Raw genomic sequence first — 20,864 nt, 5'->3', positions numbered from 1 at the left:
GGTTGAAACAGCCCCTGTTATTAGCCGTTCAGCCAGTCGATCTCTTTTCTTAGTAAGCGAAGCGTTTCCTCTTCGCGCGAACCCGGTTTTGCCTGATAATCGTAAGTCCACGAAGCCATTGGCGGCATGCTTAAAAAAATGGACTCGGTGCGGCCATCAGATTCCAAACCGAATTTGGTCCCCCGGTCGTATAACAGGTTAAACTCCACGTAACGGCCTCTTCGCAGGCTTTGCCAGTTTTTTTCAGCCTCAGTAAATTCCCGGTTACGGTTTTTACTCAGCAGTTCGATGTAAATGCGCGGATAGGCTTCGGCCAGATCCCGGGTGAAAGCAAACAGCTTCTCAAAAGCTTCGTCCTCATCCGCCGGCCGGTGATCGAAAAAAATACCGCCGATGCCCCGTGTTTCATTCCGGTGTTTTAAAAAGAAATAATCGTCGGCCCACTTCTTAAAATCAGGATAGTAAGCAGTATCAAAACGATCGCAGACCGTTTTCAGCTCGCGGTGAAACCAGGACGCTTCCTGCCTGTCCACATAATGCGGCGTCAAATCGATTCCTCCGCCAAACCACGATTGGCCCGAGCTTAACTCAAAATAACGGACATTCATATGGGTTACCGGAACATGCGGGTTTAAGGGATGGATAATGGATGAGATTCCGCTGGCAAAGTACTCCTGCCCCTCTTCAATAGCGAGGGCTTTGCGCATGCTCGGTGTTACGGTCCCGCCGACAGCCGAAAAATTGACCGCGGCCTTCTCAATGGCATCGCCTCCCTGAAACACCATCGTGTACCCGTGTCCAATAGCTTTTTCCCAACGATCTGTTATAAATTCTGATTTTCCGTCTGCTGTTTCCAGTTGCTGACAGATTTGCTGCTGCAATTTACGGTAAGTGGTTGCTACCCGGTCTTTTCTCATGGTTTTTTATTGTAAATCCATACTGTGAGCCGACCCTTGCCGTACTTTTTACATGAAAACTCAGGTCAGGCTTTCAGCTATCATTCGTCCCTGTCTGATCCGGTCGGCCATGCCAATACCGTCGCGGATATTCCCGGCCAGTATCAAACCCGGATTTGCTTTTTCCAAATCAGCAATGGCAGCCAGTTTCTCTTCCGACTCGATGCCGTACTGCGGGATCGCATGTTGATAGCGATTTACTACCAACAAGTCAGGGGCCCATTTTGTTAGGCCCAGGAGCATTTTTAGTTCGGAAGAAACAATATTCCGGATCTCTTCATCGGCCAGATCAACCATTTCGGGTTTACGTACGCCGCCTAAGAAGGTAGAAATCAGCACGCCACCCTCCGGAGCCCGGTTTTTCAGAAACGAAGACAGAAACAGACATCCGAGAACCTGCCGTTTTTCGCGGAACGGGATTAAACCGCCAAAGGCCTTTAAATTGATGCCTTCCCATTTTTTAAAGCCAACCGAAACCTGTACCACGCGGGCGTATGGTAGTTTTTCGATTTTAGCCAGCTGAGCGGTTGGTATAAACTCAAAAATATTTTTTAAGGCATAGGCGCCTACTGTCGAAATAACCTGATCAAAATAAAGCGGCGAGGAGCCGGTATACGCCAATTCGTAGCCCTGGCTCAACTTGCTTACTTCTAGACCGGCTGCATTCAGGTGAATCCGCTCGGGACCAATCTTTCGGACCAGCGCATCAATCAGGTTCGACAAGCCATCTTTCAGCGAAAATACCTGCCGGGTCGCTTTTTTGTCGCGTTCGCTTTTCGGCTCTTTTGCTTTCCTGATCGTCCCGCCGATAAAACTGCCGTATTTCTGCTCCAGGTTATATAACTTGGGCATGGCGTATTTGGTAATCAGCTTTTCGGGATCGCCCGAGTAAATGCCCAGGATAAACGGATCGACCGCATAATCCAGAAAGCTTTTGCCCATCCTGCGCCTGACCAGATCGGCCAATGATTCATCCGGATTGGTTCCCGGTTTTCGGAAAGGTTCGCCCAATAAACGTAACTTGTCGGCAAATGAAAACAAGGGAGTCCGGATACCTCCAATCAAACCCGAAGGCAGGGCATGCCAGCGGTCGCCTTTCCATATCCAGCGGTATTTGGCCGTTTCGTCGGCTATTTCCAGTTCACACAAACCGCCCAGTTCTTCAATTAATTCGGCCGCTTCCGGATGGCTCAATACCCCGGTGCTGGGTCCGTTCTCATATAAAAAACCATCTTCCCGGACTGTTTGGATCACTCCTCCAGCCCGGTCTGATTTTTCAAAAACAGATACGTCAATTCCTCGTTTTAAAAGATAATACGCAGTAGTCAATCCGGTTAAACCGGCGCCGATAACGGCTACTTTTTTCATACGTTTAGACTGATTTTGAAAATTTGCGGTTGGAGTCGCCAATATGAATATCAAAGACGGCCGAAATATTCCTTAAAAAGAACCGGCCAATATCGTGGATCACCACTTCGTCATCGGTGTATTCAAGCAGATGATCGGCCTTAAACGGTTCGAGCTTTTCATTCGTAAAGTTAAGTAACTGCTTGATTTCGGATGAAGTTGTTCCAAAGTTATCGGCAACCTGCTGCCACGACAAATACTGGTTGCACATGATTTCGTTGATGATTTGGCGGATAATTTTTTCGGTCCGCGAAAGGGTGTAGCCTTTTACAATCTGTATTTCGCCTTTTTTCAGGTGCTCTATATACTCTTTCACGGTGCGTGCATTTTGGGCGTAAACATTCTCGAGCTGGCTGATGCCGGTTACGCCGAAAGCATACACCTGCCCGGTTGTTTCGCGGGTACAGTATCCCTGAAAATTCCGGTGGAGGGTGCGGCTTAACAGCGCCTGCGCCATATCGTCGCCGGGTTTGGCATAATGATCGAGTCCGATGGGGATATACCCGGCTGCTTTAATTTGTTCCCAGGCCGATTCAAACATTTTCACCTTCTCGTCGGCCGAAGGCAAACCATACTTTTCCAGTTTTTGCTGGGCCTTTTTTACCCAGGGTACGTGTGCATACGAAAAGGTCACCAGGCGGTCGGGCGAAACAGCCAGCGCCTGCTCCATGGTTTTTGCAAACGAATCAGCCGTTTGATAGGGCAAGCCGTAAATAAAATCGAGGTTAACCGACATACCCGGATGCGATTTAATCATCGCATACAGCTCGGGAACCGGGATAGCAGGCACTTCGCGGCGAACCGCATTCAGTACCTTCTCCTGAAAATCCTGCACGCCCATACTGATGCGGTTGAAACCGAAAGAAGCAAGTTGGTCGATATAGGATTTGTCTAAATGGGCCGGATTGCATTCCACCGCGATCTCCGGATTTTCAATGAAGCGAAATTCCGAAGTCAGCAATTCCATAATTTCACCGATGTATTCAGCCGGAAGCGCATTGGGCGTACCCCCTCCCCAGTGGATTTGCGACACCTTGCGGTTCTTGTCCAGGAGCGGACGGATCATACGGATTTCCTTTTTCAGGACATCCACATAGTCGCGCATTAACAGCTGGTCGCGCGTGATGTGCGTGTTGCAGCCGCAATAAAGGCACAACTGGGTGCAAAACGGGATATGCAGGTAAATGGAAATGTTTTCAGGTTTCTCTCGGTTCGATTGTTCCACGGCGTTCAGGTAGGCGGCCGGACCAAAGTCGTCGCCAAAAAAATTGGCCGGCGGATAACTGGTATACCGGGGAACCGGAATATTGTATTTTTCAACTAATTCTTGAGGTATCTTCATGTATTCTTTTTTTGTTCAGCAAGATCCAAAAATAGCAAAATTTATCTGTTTTGTAAATGAGTTTGACACATATCAACCGGTCCTGATTTACATCTGTTGGCTCCCGCTCCGGTTATATTTCCGGGTCAGCGTTTTCAAAAAAGCTTTATGCGATTTCCGAAGCAGTTTCCATTCCAGCCTCCATTCCCAGTTATCGGTCACGGTTCCCGGCGTATTCATCCGTCCCCGGCCGTCCAGTTCCAGCAGATCCTGCATGGGCAAGATAGCCATTTTTGCCACCGACGCCCAGGCAGCTTCAATTAAACTCCGGTGCATATTTCCCCATCCCGAGTTAAAATACTGTTTCAGGTTCTTCCGTTCAGTTTTTGTTGTCGTTTTCAGCCAGCCAATAGTTGTGTCGTTATCGTGCGTGCCGGTATAAACCACAAAATTCGGATGATAATTATGCGGCAGGTTTTCATTCGTTTCGTCGGATGCGTAGGCAAACTGGAGAACTTTCATGCCTGGTAAGTCAAAATCATTGCGTAATTTTTCCACCTCAGGGGTAATAATGCCCAAATCTTCGGCAATTACCGGTAATTGGCCCAGTTGCGATTTTAGCAGGCTCAGCAGCTCAAATCCTTTGGCCGGAAGCCATTCGCCGTTTATGGCGGTTTCTTCGCCTGCCGGAATTGCCCAAAACGATTCCAGTCCCCTGAAATGATCAATGCGGATCAAATCAAACATCTGCAAGTTAAAGTGCACCCGGGCTACCCACCAGTCGTAATTCCGTTGTTGAAGCCGTTTCCAGTCGAACACCGGGCAGCCCCAATATTGGCCCGTTTCACTGAAATAATCAGGCGGCACACCGCCTACACAGGTCATTTCACCTTGCTCATTCAGTAAAAAAATGTCCTGATTCGCCCAAACATCCGAGCTGTCCTGCGAAACATACAAAGGCAGGTCGCCAACAATCCTGACCCCCTTTGAATTGGCATAGGCTTTCAGCTCCGACCACTGCATGAAAAATACAAACTGCACAAAACAATGAAAGCGGATATCCTCATGGTACCGGTGTTTGGCCACATCCAGTTCGTGATGTCCGCGGTTTCTCAGTTTTTCAGGCCATTCGTTCCAGCACAATTTTTCATCTTTTCCCTTGATGGCGCTGAAAAGGGCATAATCATCCAGCCACCACGAATGCTCATCCAAAAAACGGTAATAATCGTCTTTCCAGTGGTCAAATTTTTCGTTGAAATTGGACCAGGCTTTTCGCAGGAGTTTGGCTTTTCCTTCCGTCACCAAATCATATTCGACCTTTTGCGATGACAATACTGGCATATCTTCCAAATCCTCTTCACCAATTAAACCTGCTTCAATTAGTTTTTCCAGGCTGATTAACAGGATGTTTCCGGCAAAAGCCGAATAAGACTGGTAGGGCGAATTACCATAGCCGGTAGGTCCCAGCGGCAGGATTTGCCAAAGCGTTTGTCCCGTTTCGTGTAAAAAGTCGACAAACTGATAGGCATCGTGTCCCATACTGCCAATACCGTAAGGGTTTGGCAACGAACTGATATGAAGCAAAATACCACTACTTCGATCCATATTCCTGTATTTTTTTTCTGAATTCACCAAGATAACCGGCCGTTTCGCGGACCAAACGCTGTACTTCCAGTCCATGCTTCAGATCGGGGATAAAAGCTTTCTCGTCGGGTCCGCCCAAAAACAGGTAATGTGCATGCACCATCGAACGCAGCCATCCCGGAGGCACATGTCCCGACGGAAAACTGCTGATCGGCTGATAATGGCTCCCGACTACTTGTGTAACCCATTGCCGGGTTTCTTCCAGAAAATAGACGAATTGTTCCGGCCGGTGAGACGAATAGCGCAGACAACCTTTCTCTGCATAAATTTCGAGATCGACCAGGTCGCCGGTCCCGGAACTGATCCGGCTGGCCGACAAGTGCCCCACCGCCCTGCTTGGAGGATCATACAACGCGATCGAACTGAACAAATCCGAATCGGCCGGCACATCGCCGAAGTTACCGCCCTGCAAGGCCCCGGTAATTTGAAGCTGCTCGCCCAGGAAAGCCAGCAACAAGCTAATTCCGTGAGAACCCAGGTCGGCCATCGCCCCCCCGTCGGGCGCCGCAACCAGGCGTGTTTTCCGCTTATCACGGTAAGCCTGCTGCAGGTAATCGGCATGATAATATTTCAGGTCGAAGTGAATAGGCCTGCCCAACTTGCCCGACTTCCAGAAGTTCAGCGCCTCCCGTACCGAAGCGGTTTGCAGGTATTGAAAACCAACCTGAACCTTTACACCGGGCCCTAAATTTTGCTGCCATTGCCACATCTTCGTTTCCTCTTCCGCTGAAGCGCAAACCGGCTTTTCCAGGTAGATAAACCTGACATTTGGCATTTTAAGCGCCTTTTCCAAATGCTCAAAATGAACTTTATTGGGGCCTAAAATAAAAACAGCGTCCAACTTCCTGTTCTGAAAAAACTCATCCTCCTGTTCTGCCCGCCTGAACCCAAACTGAGAAGCAAATTTTTCACGTTTCTCCCGGGTGGCAGAACAAACTGATTCAAAGGTAATTCCTGGAACCTGATCATAGTAATACTTTAGGGACTGTAAGGCATAGGCGTGGGCACGTGCGATTCCGCCGGCCCCTAAAAATCCAACGTTTATATGGTTCATGGTATGGGGTTCTGTTTCAGGCAAAAATATAACTTTTCAACGGGCATCGGTTCTTTCCGCTTAAAAAGATTCACATGAATGACTGACAAATCCGCCCTGAAACAGTACCTTTGCGTTCAATAAAAAATGCAGATTTATGGCAATAATAGGCTCATTGAATGAACTGGAGGTGTTAAAAACAGTCGATTTTGGAGTTTATCTCGACGGCGGCCAGCATGGCGAAATCCTGATGCCGAAACGATATGTTCCCGAAAATTGTCAGGTTGGCGACACCGTGGAGGCCTTTATTTACCTCGACTCGGAAGACCGTTTGGTGGCTACCACCGATAAACCATACGTTATGGTCGGTGAATTTGCCCGCTTAAAGGTTGTTTCGACTACTGCCGTTGGCGCCTTTCTCGATTGGGGCCTGCCCAAGGACCTGCTCGTTCCCTTTCGTGAGCAGCAGGTAAAAATGGAAGAAGGGAAATCGTACCTGGTTTTTGTTTACCTCGACGATGAAAGCCAGCGGATTGTTGCTTCATCCAAACTCGACAAATTTTTGGATAACGTTCCGGTTGATTTTGAAGTGGGCGAAGAAGTTGACCTGATTATTGCCGGACAAACTGATCTGGGCTACAAAGCCATTATCGACAACTGCCATTGGGGTGTTCTATTTAAAAATGAAGTCTTCAAACCCCTGAAAACCGGCGATAAGCTGAAAGGGTACATTAAAAATATCAGGCCGGACGAAAAAATCGATCTCTCGCTCGAAAAGGCCGGTTATGAAAAGATTGACGGCATATCGAACGCCGTACTGGATAAGCTGAAAGCGGCAGGAGGTTACCTGCCCTACAACGATAAAAGCGGGCCGGAAGTGATTTCAAAGGTGTTTGGCATCAGCAAAAAGAATTTCAAAAAGGCTGTTGGCGCCTTGTACAAACAACGGCTGATCAACATCGAAGAACAAGGAATCAGGCTGGAAGAATGAGTATTCAGTATTCAGTATTCAGTATTCAGTCTCAGTGACTAGTCTCTGTTTCGCAACCCGAAACAGGTAACACGTAACTCCAAACATGAAGCTTTGTATTGCAGAAAAACCAAGTGTTGCCAAAGAAATTGCACAGATTATCGGGGCCAAGAACCGGAAAGACGGTTATTTTGAAGGGAATGGCTACCAGGTAAGCTGGACCTTTGGACACCTGTGCACACTGAAAGAGCCCAACGATTATACCGACCGCTGGAAATACTGGAATCTGCGCGAACTGCCTATGATCCCTTCCCGGTTTGGCATTAAGGTTATTGACGACGAAGGGGTGAAAAAGCAGTTCAACATTCTGAAGAGTCTGATTGAAAAAGCCGATGAAATCATCAATTGCGGTGATGCGGGCCAGGAAGGAGAACTGATCCAGCGCTGGGTGTTGACAAAAGCACAAAACAAAGCGCCGGTAAAACGGCTTTGGATTTCATCGCTCACCGAAGAGGCGATCCGCGAAGGATTTGACAAGCTCCTGCCAGGAGAAAAATTCGACAAGCTTTACGAAGCGGGCAGCGCGCGGGCCATTGGCGACTGGTTGCTTGGCATGAACGCCACCCGTTTGTACACGATGAAATACGGCCAAAACAAACAGGTGCTTTCCATCGGACGCGTGCAAACCCCTACCCTGGCCATGCTTGTTGAACGGCAACTGGAAATCGAAAACTTTAAACCCGAACCATACTGGGAAATTAAAACGACCTACCGCGATACGGTTTTCGCGGCTACCAGCGGGCGGTTTAAAAGCCCGGAGGAAGCCTCCGAGGTACTGAAGGAAATCACCGGCGTTGATTTGCACATCGCCAAAATTGAAACAAAAAACAGCAACGAACATCCTCCCAGGCTTTTCGACCTGACCTCCCTGCAAGTGGACTGCAACCGGAAACTCAACCTGAGCGCCGATGAAACACTGCGTACCATTCAATCACTGTACGAAAAAAAGGTGACCACCTACCCGCGCGTGGATACTACTTTTTTGTCGGACGATATATACAAAAAAGTGCCGGGTATCCTGAAAAACCTGAAAAGTTACGAAAGCCTTACCCAACCGGTTTTGGAGGGAGGAAAAATCCGCAAATCGGCCAAGGTGTTTGACAACAAAAAAATAACCGATCACCATGCCATCATTCCAACCGGGCAAAACCGGATCGATCTGACCGAAACCGAACGTAAGGTTTTCGACATGGTAACCAAACGGTTCATCGCGGTTTTTTATCCCGATTGCCAGGTTGCGAACACCAATGCCGAGGCAGAAATCGGGCGCCATTCGTTTAAGGCAACCGGGAAGCAAATTTTAAAGCCGGGTTGGCGGGTCATTTTTCAAAATGAGAAAGACGACAATAGCGAAGACCGCATCCTGCCTGCATTTACAAAGGGAGAACACGGTCCGCACCAGCCCGATTTGCAGGAAAAACAAACCCAACCGCCCAATTATTATACCGAGGCAAGCCTGCTTCGGGCCATGGAGACGGCCGGTAAAAATATGGACGATGAAGAACTTCGCGATTTGATGAAAGAAAACGGCATCGGGCGGCCATCCACCCGGGCCAATATCATCGAAACGCTTTTTCGCCGCCGCTATATTCGCAAAGAACGCAAACGGCTGGTCGCCACACAAACCGGTGTCGACCTGATAAAAAGCATCGAGAATGAACTGTTGAAATCAGCCGAACTTACCGGGCAATGGGAACGGAAACTCCGGTTGATTGAATCGGGAGAACTTGAGATCAGCCGGTTTATGGACGAACTGAAAGCTATGGTGACCGAGGTCATTACCCAGGTAAAAAGTTCGCCCAAAAAGGAGATTACTATTCCGGAAGAAGAGAAGGCTCAGCCAGTGGCAAAGACAGAGAAACAAACCGTAAAAAAGGCAAAGGCGGGGAAAAAGAAAAAGGAGGATGAAGAGGTCGTTTGTCCCCGCTGCGGAAAAGGCCGGCTGCTGAAAGGTAAAGCAGCATGGGGCTGTTCCGGATGGAAAGAAGGCTGTCATTTTACAGTTCCTTTTGTGCTGTACGGTAAAAAACTAACCGACAACCAAATCGCCCAACTGGTTGGCAGGAAAAAAAGTCCCGTGATCAAAGGCTTTGTTTACCAAAATATCAAGCTCGACGGACAGCTGGTCTTAACCGAGGACCACCGGATTCATCTTCAAGCTGAAATAAAAGACGAACCAGGTTGCCCTAAATGCGGGAATGGCAAAATTCTGAAAGGCAAAACCGCCTGGGGCTGTTCCAATTTCAAGGGCGGCTGCGATTTCAGAGTACCTTTCGATATTCAGGAAATTTAGCTGATTTCAGTGAATGCTGCAGTCATCGCCATTAATAGATATCTTCCAGGTATTTCCGTTCGGCCATTAACTGTTCGAGCGAACGGCCGGGAAAGCCGGAAGTCAGCAAGCCGGCCAAGGTTTCGCGTACACCCTTTCCCATTTCGATGGAGCCGCATACATAGATGACCGCTCCTTTGCTGATCCATTCCAGCAATTCCTTCCCTTTCTGCACCAGAAGGTCCTGCACATACACTTTTGTTTGCCCGTCACGCGAAAAGGCCAGATCGAGTCGTTTAAGCGCCTGCAGCCTTTGAAGATCCAGCATTTCAGTTTCATACAAAAAATCTGTCCGGCGGTTTTTCCCTCCAAAAAAGAGCCAGTTTTCCGTTTCTCCCCGGTCAGCCCGTTCCTGTAAAAAAGCCCTCACCGGTGCAATTCCGGTACCGGCAGCAATGAAGATCACGGGGACGCCGGCTTTACCTGGCAAACGGAAATCTTCATTTGGCGCCAGGAAAAACGAAACAGCCGTGCCCGTTTCAAGCCATTCGCTCAAATAAGCCGAACAACTGCCTTGCCGGAGACGGCCGTTCAACTGAAACTGTACTTTCTTTACGGTGAGATGCAACTCGCCCGGGTGTGCCGGCTGGTACGACGAGACCGAATAATATCGCGGCTGCAAAGGGCGCAACAAATCAGGCAGCCAGGTTGCCGGCAGCGGACAGGGAAAATCCTGCATCAAATCCAGGACATCATGGTTTTCCAGATAAGCATCGAATTCGGCTTTGCAACCGGACAAATCCATCAAATATTCATTTTCGCTCATTTCGGCATATCTTACCAAAACATCCTGGCTCAGCCTCGTCAGTTCCGCCCGATACAGCAGGTAATCGCGAACCGGGATCTCCTGTTGACCAATAACAACCAAGTCGTAAGCCGAAATATTCAGCGTTTCAATCATCCGGTTTACCAGCGAAACCGGGTTTTGAGGCATTATGCCGACCGAATCGCCGCTGTGGTAACAAAACGACTGATCATCAATTCCCAGGCAAATGTGGTATACGGCATCTTCCGACCCGGCATTCAACCGGTATTTTTCTTTCACTACGGCTTGACCGGTTAACTTCACCGGCCCGCTCAGCTTCAGCGCATCCTGTCTGTCAGCTTGTCCCGGAAGCTGCTTGAGTACCGATGAAATCCAGCCCGAAGCGGTTACCCCGAAATCGAGGTCACAGTCGGTTCTCGGGCAGATCCGCTTCGCTCCCAACTCATGCAGCCGGCGGTCGATATCATGACCGGCCTTGCAAAAATGTTCATAAGAAGAATCGCCTAAAGCACATACGGCATAGTTGACTGCCGACAGATTCAACGGTTCATCAAACAGCCGGCGAAAGAAACGGTCGGCAGCCGGCGGCGGATCGCCTTCCCCGTGGGTGCTTACCACAATCAGTACAAACGACTCGTTTTCGAGCTGCGAAATGTTGTACGACGCCATGTTGACCACCCGGCTGCGTTGTCCGCTGTGCTGAAGGCATTTTCCGGTTTCTTTGGCGATGTAGGCCGAATTTCCGGACTTTCCTCCATAAAGCACCGTAATTTGTTCGCCGGTGACAGGCTTACGGCGGGTGAACAATTTCCTGACAGCTGCTGCAATCATGTTTACGATTCTATTTGTTAATCAATAAAGAAGGTCTATTCCGCCGCCGTTTCAGCCACATCAAAAAGCCGGTTACAGGTAAGGATGCACACACCAAACTGATCAGGAATGCCAGAACTTTTCCGGGGAAACCCAGAATTGCCCCCACGTGTATATCGTAATTGGACGCGATGAGTTTTTCACCGGCGTTTTTGTCTTCATGCCTGCGTTCATTCAGCAACTGCCCCGAATACCGGTCAAACTGCAACTGATTTGTTTTGGCATACCGGCCCGCCTTTTCCTGTACCGACACCTGGATTACCCCCAGGCTGTCGGATGGAAGTGATAGCTGATATGTCCCCGCATCGGCATATTTCATCCTGGTTTCACTCAGCGCGCGGTCAACCGGGAGAACTGCCGCTATTTCCTGCGGTGCAGATTTCACCGGTTGCAAATCAGGCAGGCTGGCTGTTCCGGCCGCCAGCACGTAAACAAAAGCCTGAAACCACTTGAAGGCCCAAACCATCCCGGTAAGGGCAACAATCAGGGCAAGCAACAGGCTGTAAAATCCGGTTACATTGTGTAAATCGTAAAGCTTTTTATACCCGTTGGCCGTTTTTTTCCACCTGAAGGCAAACAGGTTTTTGGTGCTTTTAAAACTTTTCGGCCACCATAGAATAAGCCCGCTAATGAGCAGGATCACAAAAATAAAGGTGCTCCAGCCAACTATGGGCTGGCCAAGCGATGTTTTCAGCAGCAAACTCCAATGCAGAAACTTTACCAGATTGAAAAAATCGGCCTTTTCATCGTAAACGGCTTTTATCTGCCCGTTGTACGGATCAACATAAACTGACCGGTAATAGTCGATCGCCGAAAAATACGTGAGCCCGTCTTCATTCCCTTTATAACCGTAAAACACCCAGCTTTTTCGCGGATCGTTTGAAACACGCGCCCAGCTAAGCGGTATCTCGCCGCCCGCAGCGACCCGGGCTGTTTGCCACAGATCGCTGATCAACATGGTTTCGGGCTGAACCTGTTCGACATAAGTAGCCTCTGCCCTTCTCCATTCGGTAATTTCTTTGCTGAAAACATAGATACAGCCGGTAAGCGAAACAACGAAAACTACCGTTCCCGAAGCAAGACCAAGCCAAAGATGTATTTTCGCTATTAAATATTTCAACATGGTTTTAGCAAAAACGCGTTAAAATTTAAAACCGATGTTTAACCTGAAATTTGTTCCCGGCTCGGTTTGCCAGTAATAATAACTGCCGTAGGCGCTGCCCGAGTAGAGGTATTTATCCAGGATATTGTTAACATTCAGGTCAACCGACAGTTTTTCGTTGGCCCAGCCAATGGCACCGTCGAGACGAAAATAGTCGGGTAATACCGATTGGTTACCGGCTCCCCAACTCCACGATGAACGATCAATCAGGTACTGATAGCCCAGTGAAAGCATCAGTCCCTTTAAATCAGACTGTTTAAACTGATACTTTAACCAACAATTGCTAATGTGTTTTGCATGACCGGCTAAACGCATTCCCACTTTCGATGCATCCGTATCTTTAGTCACTTCAACATGGGTGTTGGCATAATTCAGGATCAGGCTTAAGCCTTTGACAATTTCGCCCTGAATATCCAGTTCGAGTCCTTTGGAGCGGGCTTCACCCAACTGGATGCTGTAATTGATGTTTTCGGGATCGGCGGTCAGCACATTTTCTTTTGTAAGCTGATAAACCGTCAAGGAAGAATGCCAGCGTGAATTAGCCCAGCTGCGTTTGATCCCTGCTTCCAGGTCGTTGGCGCGAACCGGCTCAAAGTTATTGCCCTCCTTATCGGTTCCCGACTGGGGGATGAATGATTGGTCGTATAAACCGTAAATTGCGGTCTGATCGTCGATCGAGTAACTGATACCGGCACGTGGCGACCAAACCCGATCGTTGGTAGCAGCGCCATACACCGATGTTTTGTACGAGGTAAACCGGCCGGCAAGGGTCAGGCGCAGGCGGTCATTAAAAAAGCCCAGTTCATCCTGCAGGTAAACCGACGAAGAGCCCGTAAACTGGGCCGCCGGGTAACCGGCATTCATGGCCCGCCGGCGAATACTCATCCTGCGGTCGAAAACCGGGATCAATGAACTGTTGACAAAATGGACCGGGTTGGTTAACGACAAAGGATTGTTTTCGCCGCCCAGCGGTCCCGACTGGAACCAGTCGGCAAAGTACTCTTTGTCACTTAAATCGAGTCCGGATAAAATCCGGTGCCTCACCGGACCGGTATAAACGTCGCCGTTTACAAACACCTGTCCCATGCGGGCGTTGCTAAGCGCATCCCAAACTCCCAGCCCGCGGTAAATGCCCGCGGTAGTCACCGAGTCGGGCCAAAGCGACGAACCGACCAATTTATAGTTCAGATAGCCGAGTTGAGCGGTCAGGCTCCAGTTTTCGTCCAGCTGATGGTTCAGGTTTAAAAAGACATTGTGTTCGCGGATGGTCGACGGGTCGATATTGGGCTCAGCCGTTGTATAACTGCGGGGCAGCGAGCCGTAACCATCGGGCGAAAAAACATAGGCCGCCCCAACGACCGACATTTTCGAATACTGGTAAATATACTCGGCGTTAAGCGATGTCCGGTCGCTGATCCGGTACGTCACGGAAGGAGCCAGGGTGTAGCGGTCGTTAAACTCGTAGTCGCGGTGTGATTTTTTTGTCGATCCCATCACATTCAGGCGGTACAGCAGCCGGTCGTTTTCGCCGATCTTCCCGCCCAAATCGAGTGTTGAGCGCAACAGGTTAAATGAACCCATCGTGAGCGAAGCTTCGTTTTTCATCCCGGCATCCGGTTTTTTTGTCACCACATTGTAAAAACCGACTGGCTCGCCGGCCGACAACATAAACCCGGCAGGTCCCTTGACAAACTCAATCCGGTCGACCACTGACAGGTCTTCCGTCAGCGGTCCCCAGGGCAAATCAACATTCATCCCGTTACGAAAAGCCGGCAATTTAAATCCGCGCATATTGATCCGGGCAAAGCTCCCCCAGTGTTCAATCATCATGGCGCCGCTGGTATTCCGGGTCACGCTCTCCAGCATATCAACCAGTTGCTGGTCGTTCAGCATCTCTTTTGTAATCACCTGGATGTTTTGGGCCGTTTTTAGCAACGGCGTACTGATTCGTAAAGATGATGACGCCAGGTCGGCCGTGTATGCCGGATTTTGTTTCCCGGTAACCACCACCTCTCCGATTTTTTCATCGGTTTTTTGGAGGTAAAATGCCGGAACCTCAGTTTCTTTTCCGGCAAGCACCTCCACCTCAGTTTCAAAAGTTTTGTACCCGATGAATGAGGCTTCGAGTTTATATTTTCCGGCTTTAACCTGCTGAATGACAAAATTACCGTGTACATCAGTGATTGTTCCTTTATTGGTCCCCTTCAGCCCGATATTAATCAGGGCATCTTCTCCCTCATCGGGTACATTGGCTTTTCCAGAAACTGACCCGGTTTGGGCATAACCCGCGATCATTGCGAATAAGAATACGATAAGAACGTTCAAACTTTTCATCTGTATTTTATTTTGAATTATTTTAATTGAATTGGAATCTAGTCGGCAAAGTTAGAGGCCCTGAAGCCGGTCATCAATCCCAATATGTTATGATTTACAGGGGCCGGCAGAATACGACCATCACATCATATTCATAATCAGCCGGATAAATCAGACAGAAGAAACCGGCATGGAAGGAATGCCCCCGGGCAGGTCGTTTATTTGATGAACACAGAAGTTTACGCTGCGGCAAAAACGAGGGGAGCAAGACAAGGATATCCTCATAATTGGCGATATCCGCTTTTACACCGTTACTACGCCAAATTCTTTTCTGTAATGAGTGGAATAAAAAGTAACGTTGTACTGATATCGTACATTTTTAAACCCGGAACCAATGACAACAGCCCCTGCCCTGTTAAACACGAAACAACATTTTGAAATTCTGGATGGCTTGAGAGGAATCGCAGCAATTGCCGTTGTGATTTTTCATTTTATTGAATTCGTTTTTCCGGACTATCAAGACAATTTTATCGCACACGGATACCTTGCCGTTGATTTTTTCTTTTGTTTATCGGGCTTTGTAATCGCCTATGCTTATGACCACCGGATTGAAAAAATCGGGTTGATATCCTTTCTGAAGTTAAGGCTTGTCCGGTTACATCCCATCTTGCTTTTGGGAGCTGTTCTGGGCTTGGTTACTTTTGTTTTTGATCCTTTTAGTCGTTTATTTGCCCAATACGGAGGCGGTAATACCTTTTGGATGTTTTTAAGCGCTACATTTTTAATTCCATTCCCGGTTGTGACTGAGCGTTATTTCAATATTTTTCATTTAAACCCGCCAACCTTTAGGGGCAGGCGCAAAACTTAATCGGCTGACGGGTAAAAGCTGCCAATTTCTGGGCGATATCTCCTACCCCCTGTACATCATTCATTATCCGTTTTTATGGCTGTTTTTAAGTTATATCGAAGCGCATCAGCCATCATTGTCCGAAATGAAAATCATGATACCTCATGCAACGATTTTTTTAATCGTTTTAGCCTATCTTGTTCTGAAATACATTGATACACTATTACGAGACCTGCTCAAACGTAAAGTACAAGTGCAGCTGCAAAAAATAAGAGCATAAGCATACGGATAAACGCTAAGGTTATCAACAGGATTCAATTGAACCTGATAGGACACAATTTCAAAATAGTTTGCATCGGAATCAATGAAACCCAATGTTTAACAACGGGCAGCGGATGCATTTGTTTGTTTAGGGGACAAACAGGTCGAAAAGTTACAACGTTCAGTTTCCTGATTTTTAAGCTGCCAAGGCACGGGACGCAAATAGAATCTGGCGCTGATTATATTTAACGGCTCCATACCTTAGCGCTTGTTATAAACTCAGTTTGTAATGCGATAAACCTGTTCTGCCTCTCCTCCCAGTGCAGTGGCCAGATTGACGGTTCCCAACAGTTGGCGGCCCAGCAACTGGACCAGCAATCTTTCTGCTTCCAATACAATCCGGTCGGCATCAACCACTTCGAGATAGGTGACGAGTCCTTTTTGGTACCGTTGTCTCGAAAGATCAGCTGTTCGGAAGGCAGCTTCCAAAAACTCCTGCTGGTGCAAAAGTTGCTCATCGAGCCGCCGTAACTCAGCCAGCGCGCCGGCGACTTCCCGACTCGCAACCACCTCATTTTGTTTCAATTGCTCTGCATAGTTTTCCAATTGATATTCACTGATGTCCAACAATGCCTGTCGTCTCCGCCCTTCAAAAACAGGAATTGACAAATTAGCCCCTACCAGCCAGTTGCGGCTGTCATTTTCAAATAAGTTGTCCGTTTTTGCCGATACCAATCCGGCCGACCCAAATACAAAAAGCGAAGGATAACGGTTACGGCGTGCATTTTTCAGTTGATGTTTGTAGGCTTCAACAGCAAATTTACCCGCTTGCAAATCGGGCCGGTTTAGCGCCAGCATTTGCGGGCTGACCGGTTTCATTTGTGGGACAAGAAACCGGATGCCATCACTTTTTACTTCGAAGTTATCCGCTGGTTGCCCTGATAAAGCAGCCAACTGAAGCTCAGCTTCCCTTCTTTCAATCTGAATGTTCTTAAGCTGGACATCGACCGATGATAATTCGGTGCGCGCCCGTTGCATATCCATTTCGTTGGTTAAGCCCGCATCGTAACGGGTAGTGACAATGTCAAGATTTTCTTTGCGTACTTCACGTGTGCGGCTAAAAACTTCCGCTTCGGAATCCAGCATCAGCAACAAAATAAAATTTCGCGCAACAGCAGCGGCAACATCCAATTCGGAGGCTTCCTGCAAGGCTTCCGACGACTTCAGTCTTAATCTGCCGGCCGTGGTCTCACTGCTGTTTTTGCCGAAAATATCGACCTCGTACATCAGTTCAACCGGCAAAGTGTAGGTATTGTACCTGACTTTCTCAGCAGGCACATCAAATGGCAGTGGCCTGTTTGCCGAAAGTTCTTCGCGGTTCAGTGAAGGGTTTATACGAACGGTTGGGTAGAGGGCTGATCTGGATAAATCCAGCCGTGCCTCCGACTCTTTCACCTGGCTTTGTCCGGCAGCCAGTTGGTGGTTTTGCTCAAGCGCCAATAACACCAATTCATTCAGCCTTTCGTAACCAAAAATGGACCACCAGTGTTTCCCCACGGATGTTGACGTGACCGGCGCAGGCTTTAAAGTATCCGCGCCATAGCTGATGACTACTTGTTCGTGCTTTGTTTTTCCGGTAACAAGAATATCCGGCGTATCCTGGCCCGCAGCCTGCAGTTGCCAAAAAACAGCTACGGCTATCAGTATTGGAAATTTGAAATTTGAAATCATGCTGTTGTATTTAATGATACCACTACGTTATTTTCCTGGCGTCTTTTCCAACTGTTTGCGGTTAGTGCCAGTTTGCGGCACAATACGTAAAAAACAGGGGTAAACAATAACCCAAAAATGGTTACGCCCAACATGCCAAAAAACACGGTTACACCCAAAGCCTGCCGCATCTCGGCCCCGGCTCCTGTGGCAGTTGCCATGGGCACAACACCAAGGATAAACGCGAAAGAAGTCATCAGGATAGGCCGAAGCCGAAGTTTTGCAGCTTCCGTCGCGGCTTCCCACAAATCCAGACCCTGCACTTCCAGTTTTTTCGCAAACTCAACAATCAGAATGGCATTTTTACTGGCCAATCCAACCAGTACCACCAAGCCGATCTGCGTCAGGATATTGTTGTCCATGCCTGCCAAATCCACTCCAATCATCGCCGAAAGCAAACACATGGGTACAATAAGGATCACGGCAAGCGGCAAAACCCAGCTTTCGTAAAGGGCCGCCAGCAACAGGAAGACAAACAAAACCGCCAGCAGAAAAGCAAAAACTGCCGTGTTGCCGGTCGCTTTTTGCTGATAGGAAAGCTCTGTCCATTCATGCGAAATTCCTTCCGGCAAAACTTCCGAAGCCAGCGTTTCCATGGTTGCCAGGGCTTCGCCGGTGCTGACGCCCGGGCTCACATCGCCCATGACAGCAACCGAAGGATATAAATTGTAACGCGCTACATTTGACGGGCCGGCGATGTCCTGAAAAGTTCCCAGGGTGCCCATCGGCACCATATCGCCGGATTTGTTTCTGACACGGATTTTCATGATGTCTTCCGGCACCAGGCGGTGTTGGTCGTCAGCCTGGGCAGTTACCCGGAAAGTACGCCCCAGGTAATTAAAATCATTTACAAAAGCCGAGCCCAGGTATATTTCCAGTGAACTGAAAACTTCCGACAGCGGAATACCCAGCTTTTCGGCGCGAACCCGGTCGATATCGAAGTAGAGCTGCGGTGTTCCGGTATTGAAAAACGTGAACACGTTGGCCAATCTGGGATCTTGGTTGGCGGCCATGGTCAACTCGCCAACCGCTTTTTCCAATTCACCCAAGCCTCTGTTTCGCCTGTCCTGTACCATCATTTTGAAACCTCCGGCATTCCCTGCACCACGTACCGGCGGTGGCGGAATAACCACCGCATAAGCCTCTTCGATTGAGCCCATGCGGTTGCGCATCTCCGCAAGGATGTCGTCGTATTCAATGCCCTGTTTTTTTCGTTCTTTAAAATCTTTTAACACCGGAAACAAGGTTGCTGCATTGGAAGCATTTGTAAACGTAGCACCGTCAAATCCGGCAAAAGCCACCACATTTTCAACGGATTCCATGTCCATCAGCAGGTCGATTACTTTTTGAATGACTTCGTCGCTGCGGGACAGGGCGGAACCGGGAGGTAACTGAAAGGCAACAATAAAATAGCCCTGGTCCTGGTCCGGAATGAAACCCGTGGGAACCCGGTTGAATTCAAATACCGCCAGGGCCATCAGCAACACATAAACGGCAGCCACAATCCCGCTCCGCTTCAAAAACCGCCTGATCAAAAGGGCATAATTGTTTGATAATTTTTCCATGAACCTGTCGAAGGCATTCAAAAAAGCAGTGACCGGCTTTAGCAGGATGGACTTTTTTCGTTTCGGTGCAGGATCTTCCTTTTTCTTTAAAAGAATGGCGGCCATCGCCGGGCTTAAGGTCAGAGAAACAAAGACGGAAATCAGGGTTGCCACGGCAATGGTAATCCCGAACTGGCGGTAAAATTGTCCTGAAATCCCGCCTAAAAACACGGTTGGAATAAATACCGCCAGCAAAACCAGTCCCATGGCAACCAAAGCACTTCCAACTTCGTTCATGGTTTTTCGTGCAGCATCGCGAACGCCCATTCCTTCGTGCAGGTTTCGTTCCATATTTTCAACAACCACAATCGCGTCATCCACCACAATGCCAATGGCCAGTACCAGTCCAAACAAGGTGAGGTTGTTCAGCGAAAATCCCAGTGCAGCCATGACGGCAAAAGTCCCGATCAGCGAAACAGGTATCGCCAGGATCGGAATGATGGTTGCCCGCCAGGTCTTTAAAAAAATGAGAATAACCGCTACAACCAGAAGGATTGCCTCCAGTATGGTCACTGTCACTCCATTGATAGATTCCTGAATATACTCTGTCGGGTTGTAAGCAATTTCGTAAGCCAGGCCGGGAGGAAAATCTTTGGACATCGCCTCAATCGCCGTGGCAATTTCGTGGGCAGTCTCAATGGCATTCGATCCCGGCCTCTGAAATATCGGCATGGCTACTGCTTTGTTCGGTCCCAGGTAACCGCGGGTGGAGTAACTGGCAGCGCCAAGTTCAACCCGGGCAATATCTTTTATGCGGACAATCCTGCCGTCTTTTCCCGATTTCACGATGATGTTTTCGAACTCTTCAATTTCCTGTAAACGGCCTTTCGTCAGGACACTCAACTCAAAAGCATTTTGCTGACTGGTTGGCGACTGGTTTAAATTACCGCTGGCAATCTGTACGTTTTGGCCCCGCAAGGCATCCAAAATCTCTGCAGCCGATAAATCAAGTGAAGCAATCAGCTCCGGGTTCAACCAGATACGCATCGAATACTCACTGGCTCCAAAAATTTGGGAACTTCCGACGCCTTTAATCCGTGCCAGGCGGTCTTTAATTTGCAAAGTGGCATAATTTCCAATGTAAGTTTGGTCGTAACTGCCGTCGGGCGAAAACAAATTGATGACCAAAAGCATATCCGGTGAATTTTTGACGGTTGTTACCCCCAGCCGCCTCACCTGCTCAGGCAAACGAGGCTCGGCAATCGCCACCCGGTTTTGTACCAATACCTGGGCTTCTTCGAGGTTCGTTCCCAACTCAAACGTGATCGTCAGCGACATCGTTCCATCGGCAGTGGATTGCGAGAACATGTATAACATATTTTCTACCCCGTTGATTTCCTGCTCCAAAGGCGTGGCAACTGTTTTTGAAATGGTTTCGGCGCTTGCGCCCGGATAAGTAGCCGTAACGACAACGGTAGGCGGCGCAATTTCGGGATACTGGGAGATGGGCAACGAAAAATAAGCCAGACTCCCCAGGATGATGATTAAGATGGATATGACCGAAGCCAAAATTGGCCGGTCAATAAATAAATGACTGAATTTCATGAC

The 20,864-nt window shown here is 48.6% G+C and carries 13 protein-coding genes; 3 read left to right on the top strand and 10 right to left on the bottom strand.

The window, feature by feature from the left end; all coding sequences use genetic code 11:
* Positions 1-20: 20 nt before the first annotated feature.
* The 5 genes from hemF to ACOIT5_RS18305 form a co-directional block, all read right to left on the bottom strand.
* Entirely contained in the window at positions 21-917 is an 897-nt protein-coding gene (hemF, locus tag ACOIT5_RS18325) for an oxygen-dependent coproporphyrinogen oxidase (protein ID WP_423127616.1), read from the bottom strand.
* Positions 918-977: 60 nt separating this feature from the next.
* Positions 978-2,324: a protoporphyrinogen oxidase gene (gene hemG, locus ACOIT5_RS18320; protein WP_423127615.1), complete on the bottom strand. Its 1,347-nt coding sequence runs from the start codon at positions 2,322-2,324 to the stop codon at positions 978-980.
* 4 nt (positions 2,325-2,328) lie between these two features.
* A complete protein-coding gene (gene hemN, locus ACOIT5_RS18315; protein ID WP_423127614.1) occupies positions 2,329-3,705 on the bottom strand; it encodes an oxygen-independent coproporphyrinogen III oxidase in 1,377 nt (458 codons plus the stop codon).
* 87 nt (positions 3,706-3,792) lie between these two features.
* Positions 3,793-5,289, bottom strand: a complete 1,497-nt coding sequence (gene malQ, locus ACOIT5_RS18310) for a 4-alpha-glucanotransferase (protein ID WP_423127613.1) — start codon at positions 5,287-5,289, stop codon at positions 3,793-3,795.
* Complete coding sequence (locus ACOIT5_RS18305) at positions 5,276-6,382, bottom strand: Gfo/Idh/MocA family protein (protein WP_423127612.1); 1,107 nt, start codon at positions 6,380-6,382, stop codon at positions 5,276-5,278. The genes malQ and ACOIT5_RS18305 overlap by 14 nt, the downstream gene beginning before the upstream one ends.
* A 136-nt stretch (positions 6,383-6,518) precedes the next feature.
* Here ACOIT5_RS18305 and ACOIT5_RS18300 point away from each other — a divergent pair, with 136 nt between their 5' ends.
* Positions 6,519-7,352, top strand: a complete 834-nt coding sequence (locus tag ACOIT5_RS18300) for a CvfB family protein (RefSeq protein ID WP_423127611.1) — start codon at positions 6,519-6,521, stop codon at positions 7,350-7,352.
* An 85-nt stretch (positions 7,353-7,437) separates the two neighbouring features.
* Entirely contained in the window at positions 7,438-9,684 is a 2,247-nt protein-coding gene (locus ACOIT5_RS18295) for a type IA DNA topoisomerase (protein WP_423127610.1), read from the top strand.
* 31 nt (positions 9,685-9,715) lie between these two features.
* On the opposite strand, the gene ACOIT5_RS18290 is transcribed toward ACOIT5_RS18295, so the two are convergent.
* From ACOIT5_RS18290 to ACOIT5_RS18280, 3 genes are read right to left on the bottom strand one after another with little or no spacing between them, the layout of a single operon-like run.
* Positions 9,716-11,320: a diflavin oxidoreductase gene (locus tag ACOIT5_RS18290; RefSeq protein WP_423127609.1), complete on the bottom strand. Its 1,605-nt coding sequence runs from the start codon at positions 11,318-11,320 to the stop codon at positions 9,716-9,718.
* A 10-nt stretch (positions 11,321-11,330) separates the two neighbouring features.
* Positions 11,331-12,482 (bottom strand): PepSY-associated TM helix domain-containing protein, encoded by a 1,152-nt coding sequence (locus tag ACOIT5_RS18285; RefSeq protein ID WP_423127608.1) that lies wholly within the window; start codon positions 12,480-12,482, stop codon positions 11,331-11,333.
* Positions 12,483-12,500: 18 nt separating this feature from the next.
* Positions 12,501-14,855 carry a TonB-dependent siderophore receptor gene (locus tag ACOIT5_RS18280; protein WP_423127607.1) on the bottom strand — a complete coding sequence of 785 codons (2,355 nt, stop codon included), beginning with the start codon at positions 14,853-14,855 and terminating at the stop codon, positions 12,501-12,503.
* 373 nt (positions 14,856-15,228) lie between these two features.
* Here ACOIT5_RS18280 and ACOIT5_RS18275 point away from each other — a divergent pair, with 373 nt between their 5' ends.
* Complete coding sequence (locus ACOIT5_RS18275; protein WP_423127606.1) at positions 15,229-15,702, top strand: acyltransferase family protein; 474 nt, start codon at positions 15,229-15,231, stop codon at positions 15,700-15,702.
* 519 nt (positions 15,703-16,221) lie between these two features.
* On the opposite strand, the gene ACOIT5_RS18270 is transcribed toward ACOIT5_RS18275, so the two are convergent.
* Both ACOIT5_RS18270 and ACOIT5_RS18265 read right to left on the bottom strand, forming a co-directional pair.
* Positions 16,222-17,673 (bottom strand): efflux transporter outer membrane subunit, encoded by a 1,452-nt coding sequence (locus ACOIT5_RS18270; RefSeq protein WP_423127605.1) that lies wholly within the window; start codon positions 17,671-17,673, stop codon positions 16,222-16,224.
* Positions 17,670-20,861 (bottom strand): efflux RND transporter permease subunit, encoded by a 3,192-nt coding sequence (locus ACOIT5_RS18265; RefSeq protein ID WP_423127604.1) that lies wholly within the window; start codon positions 20,859-20,861, stop codon positions 17,670-17,672. The genes ACOIT5_RS18270 and ACOIT5_RS18265 overlap by 4 nt, the downstream gene beginning before the upstream one ends.
* Between the last annotated feature and the right edge of the window lie 3 nt (positions 20,862-20,864).

Origin of the sequence: Gaoshiqia hydrogeniformans (genome assembly GCF_049347105.1) — a bacterium.
GTDB lineage: Bacteria > Bacteroidota > Bacteroidia > Bacteroidales > Prolixibacteraceae > Gaoshiqia > Gaoshiqia hydrogeniformans.
The sequence above is the reverse complement of the archived record's forward strand: the minus strand, read 5'-3'. Positions and strand labels throughout refer to the sequence as shown.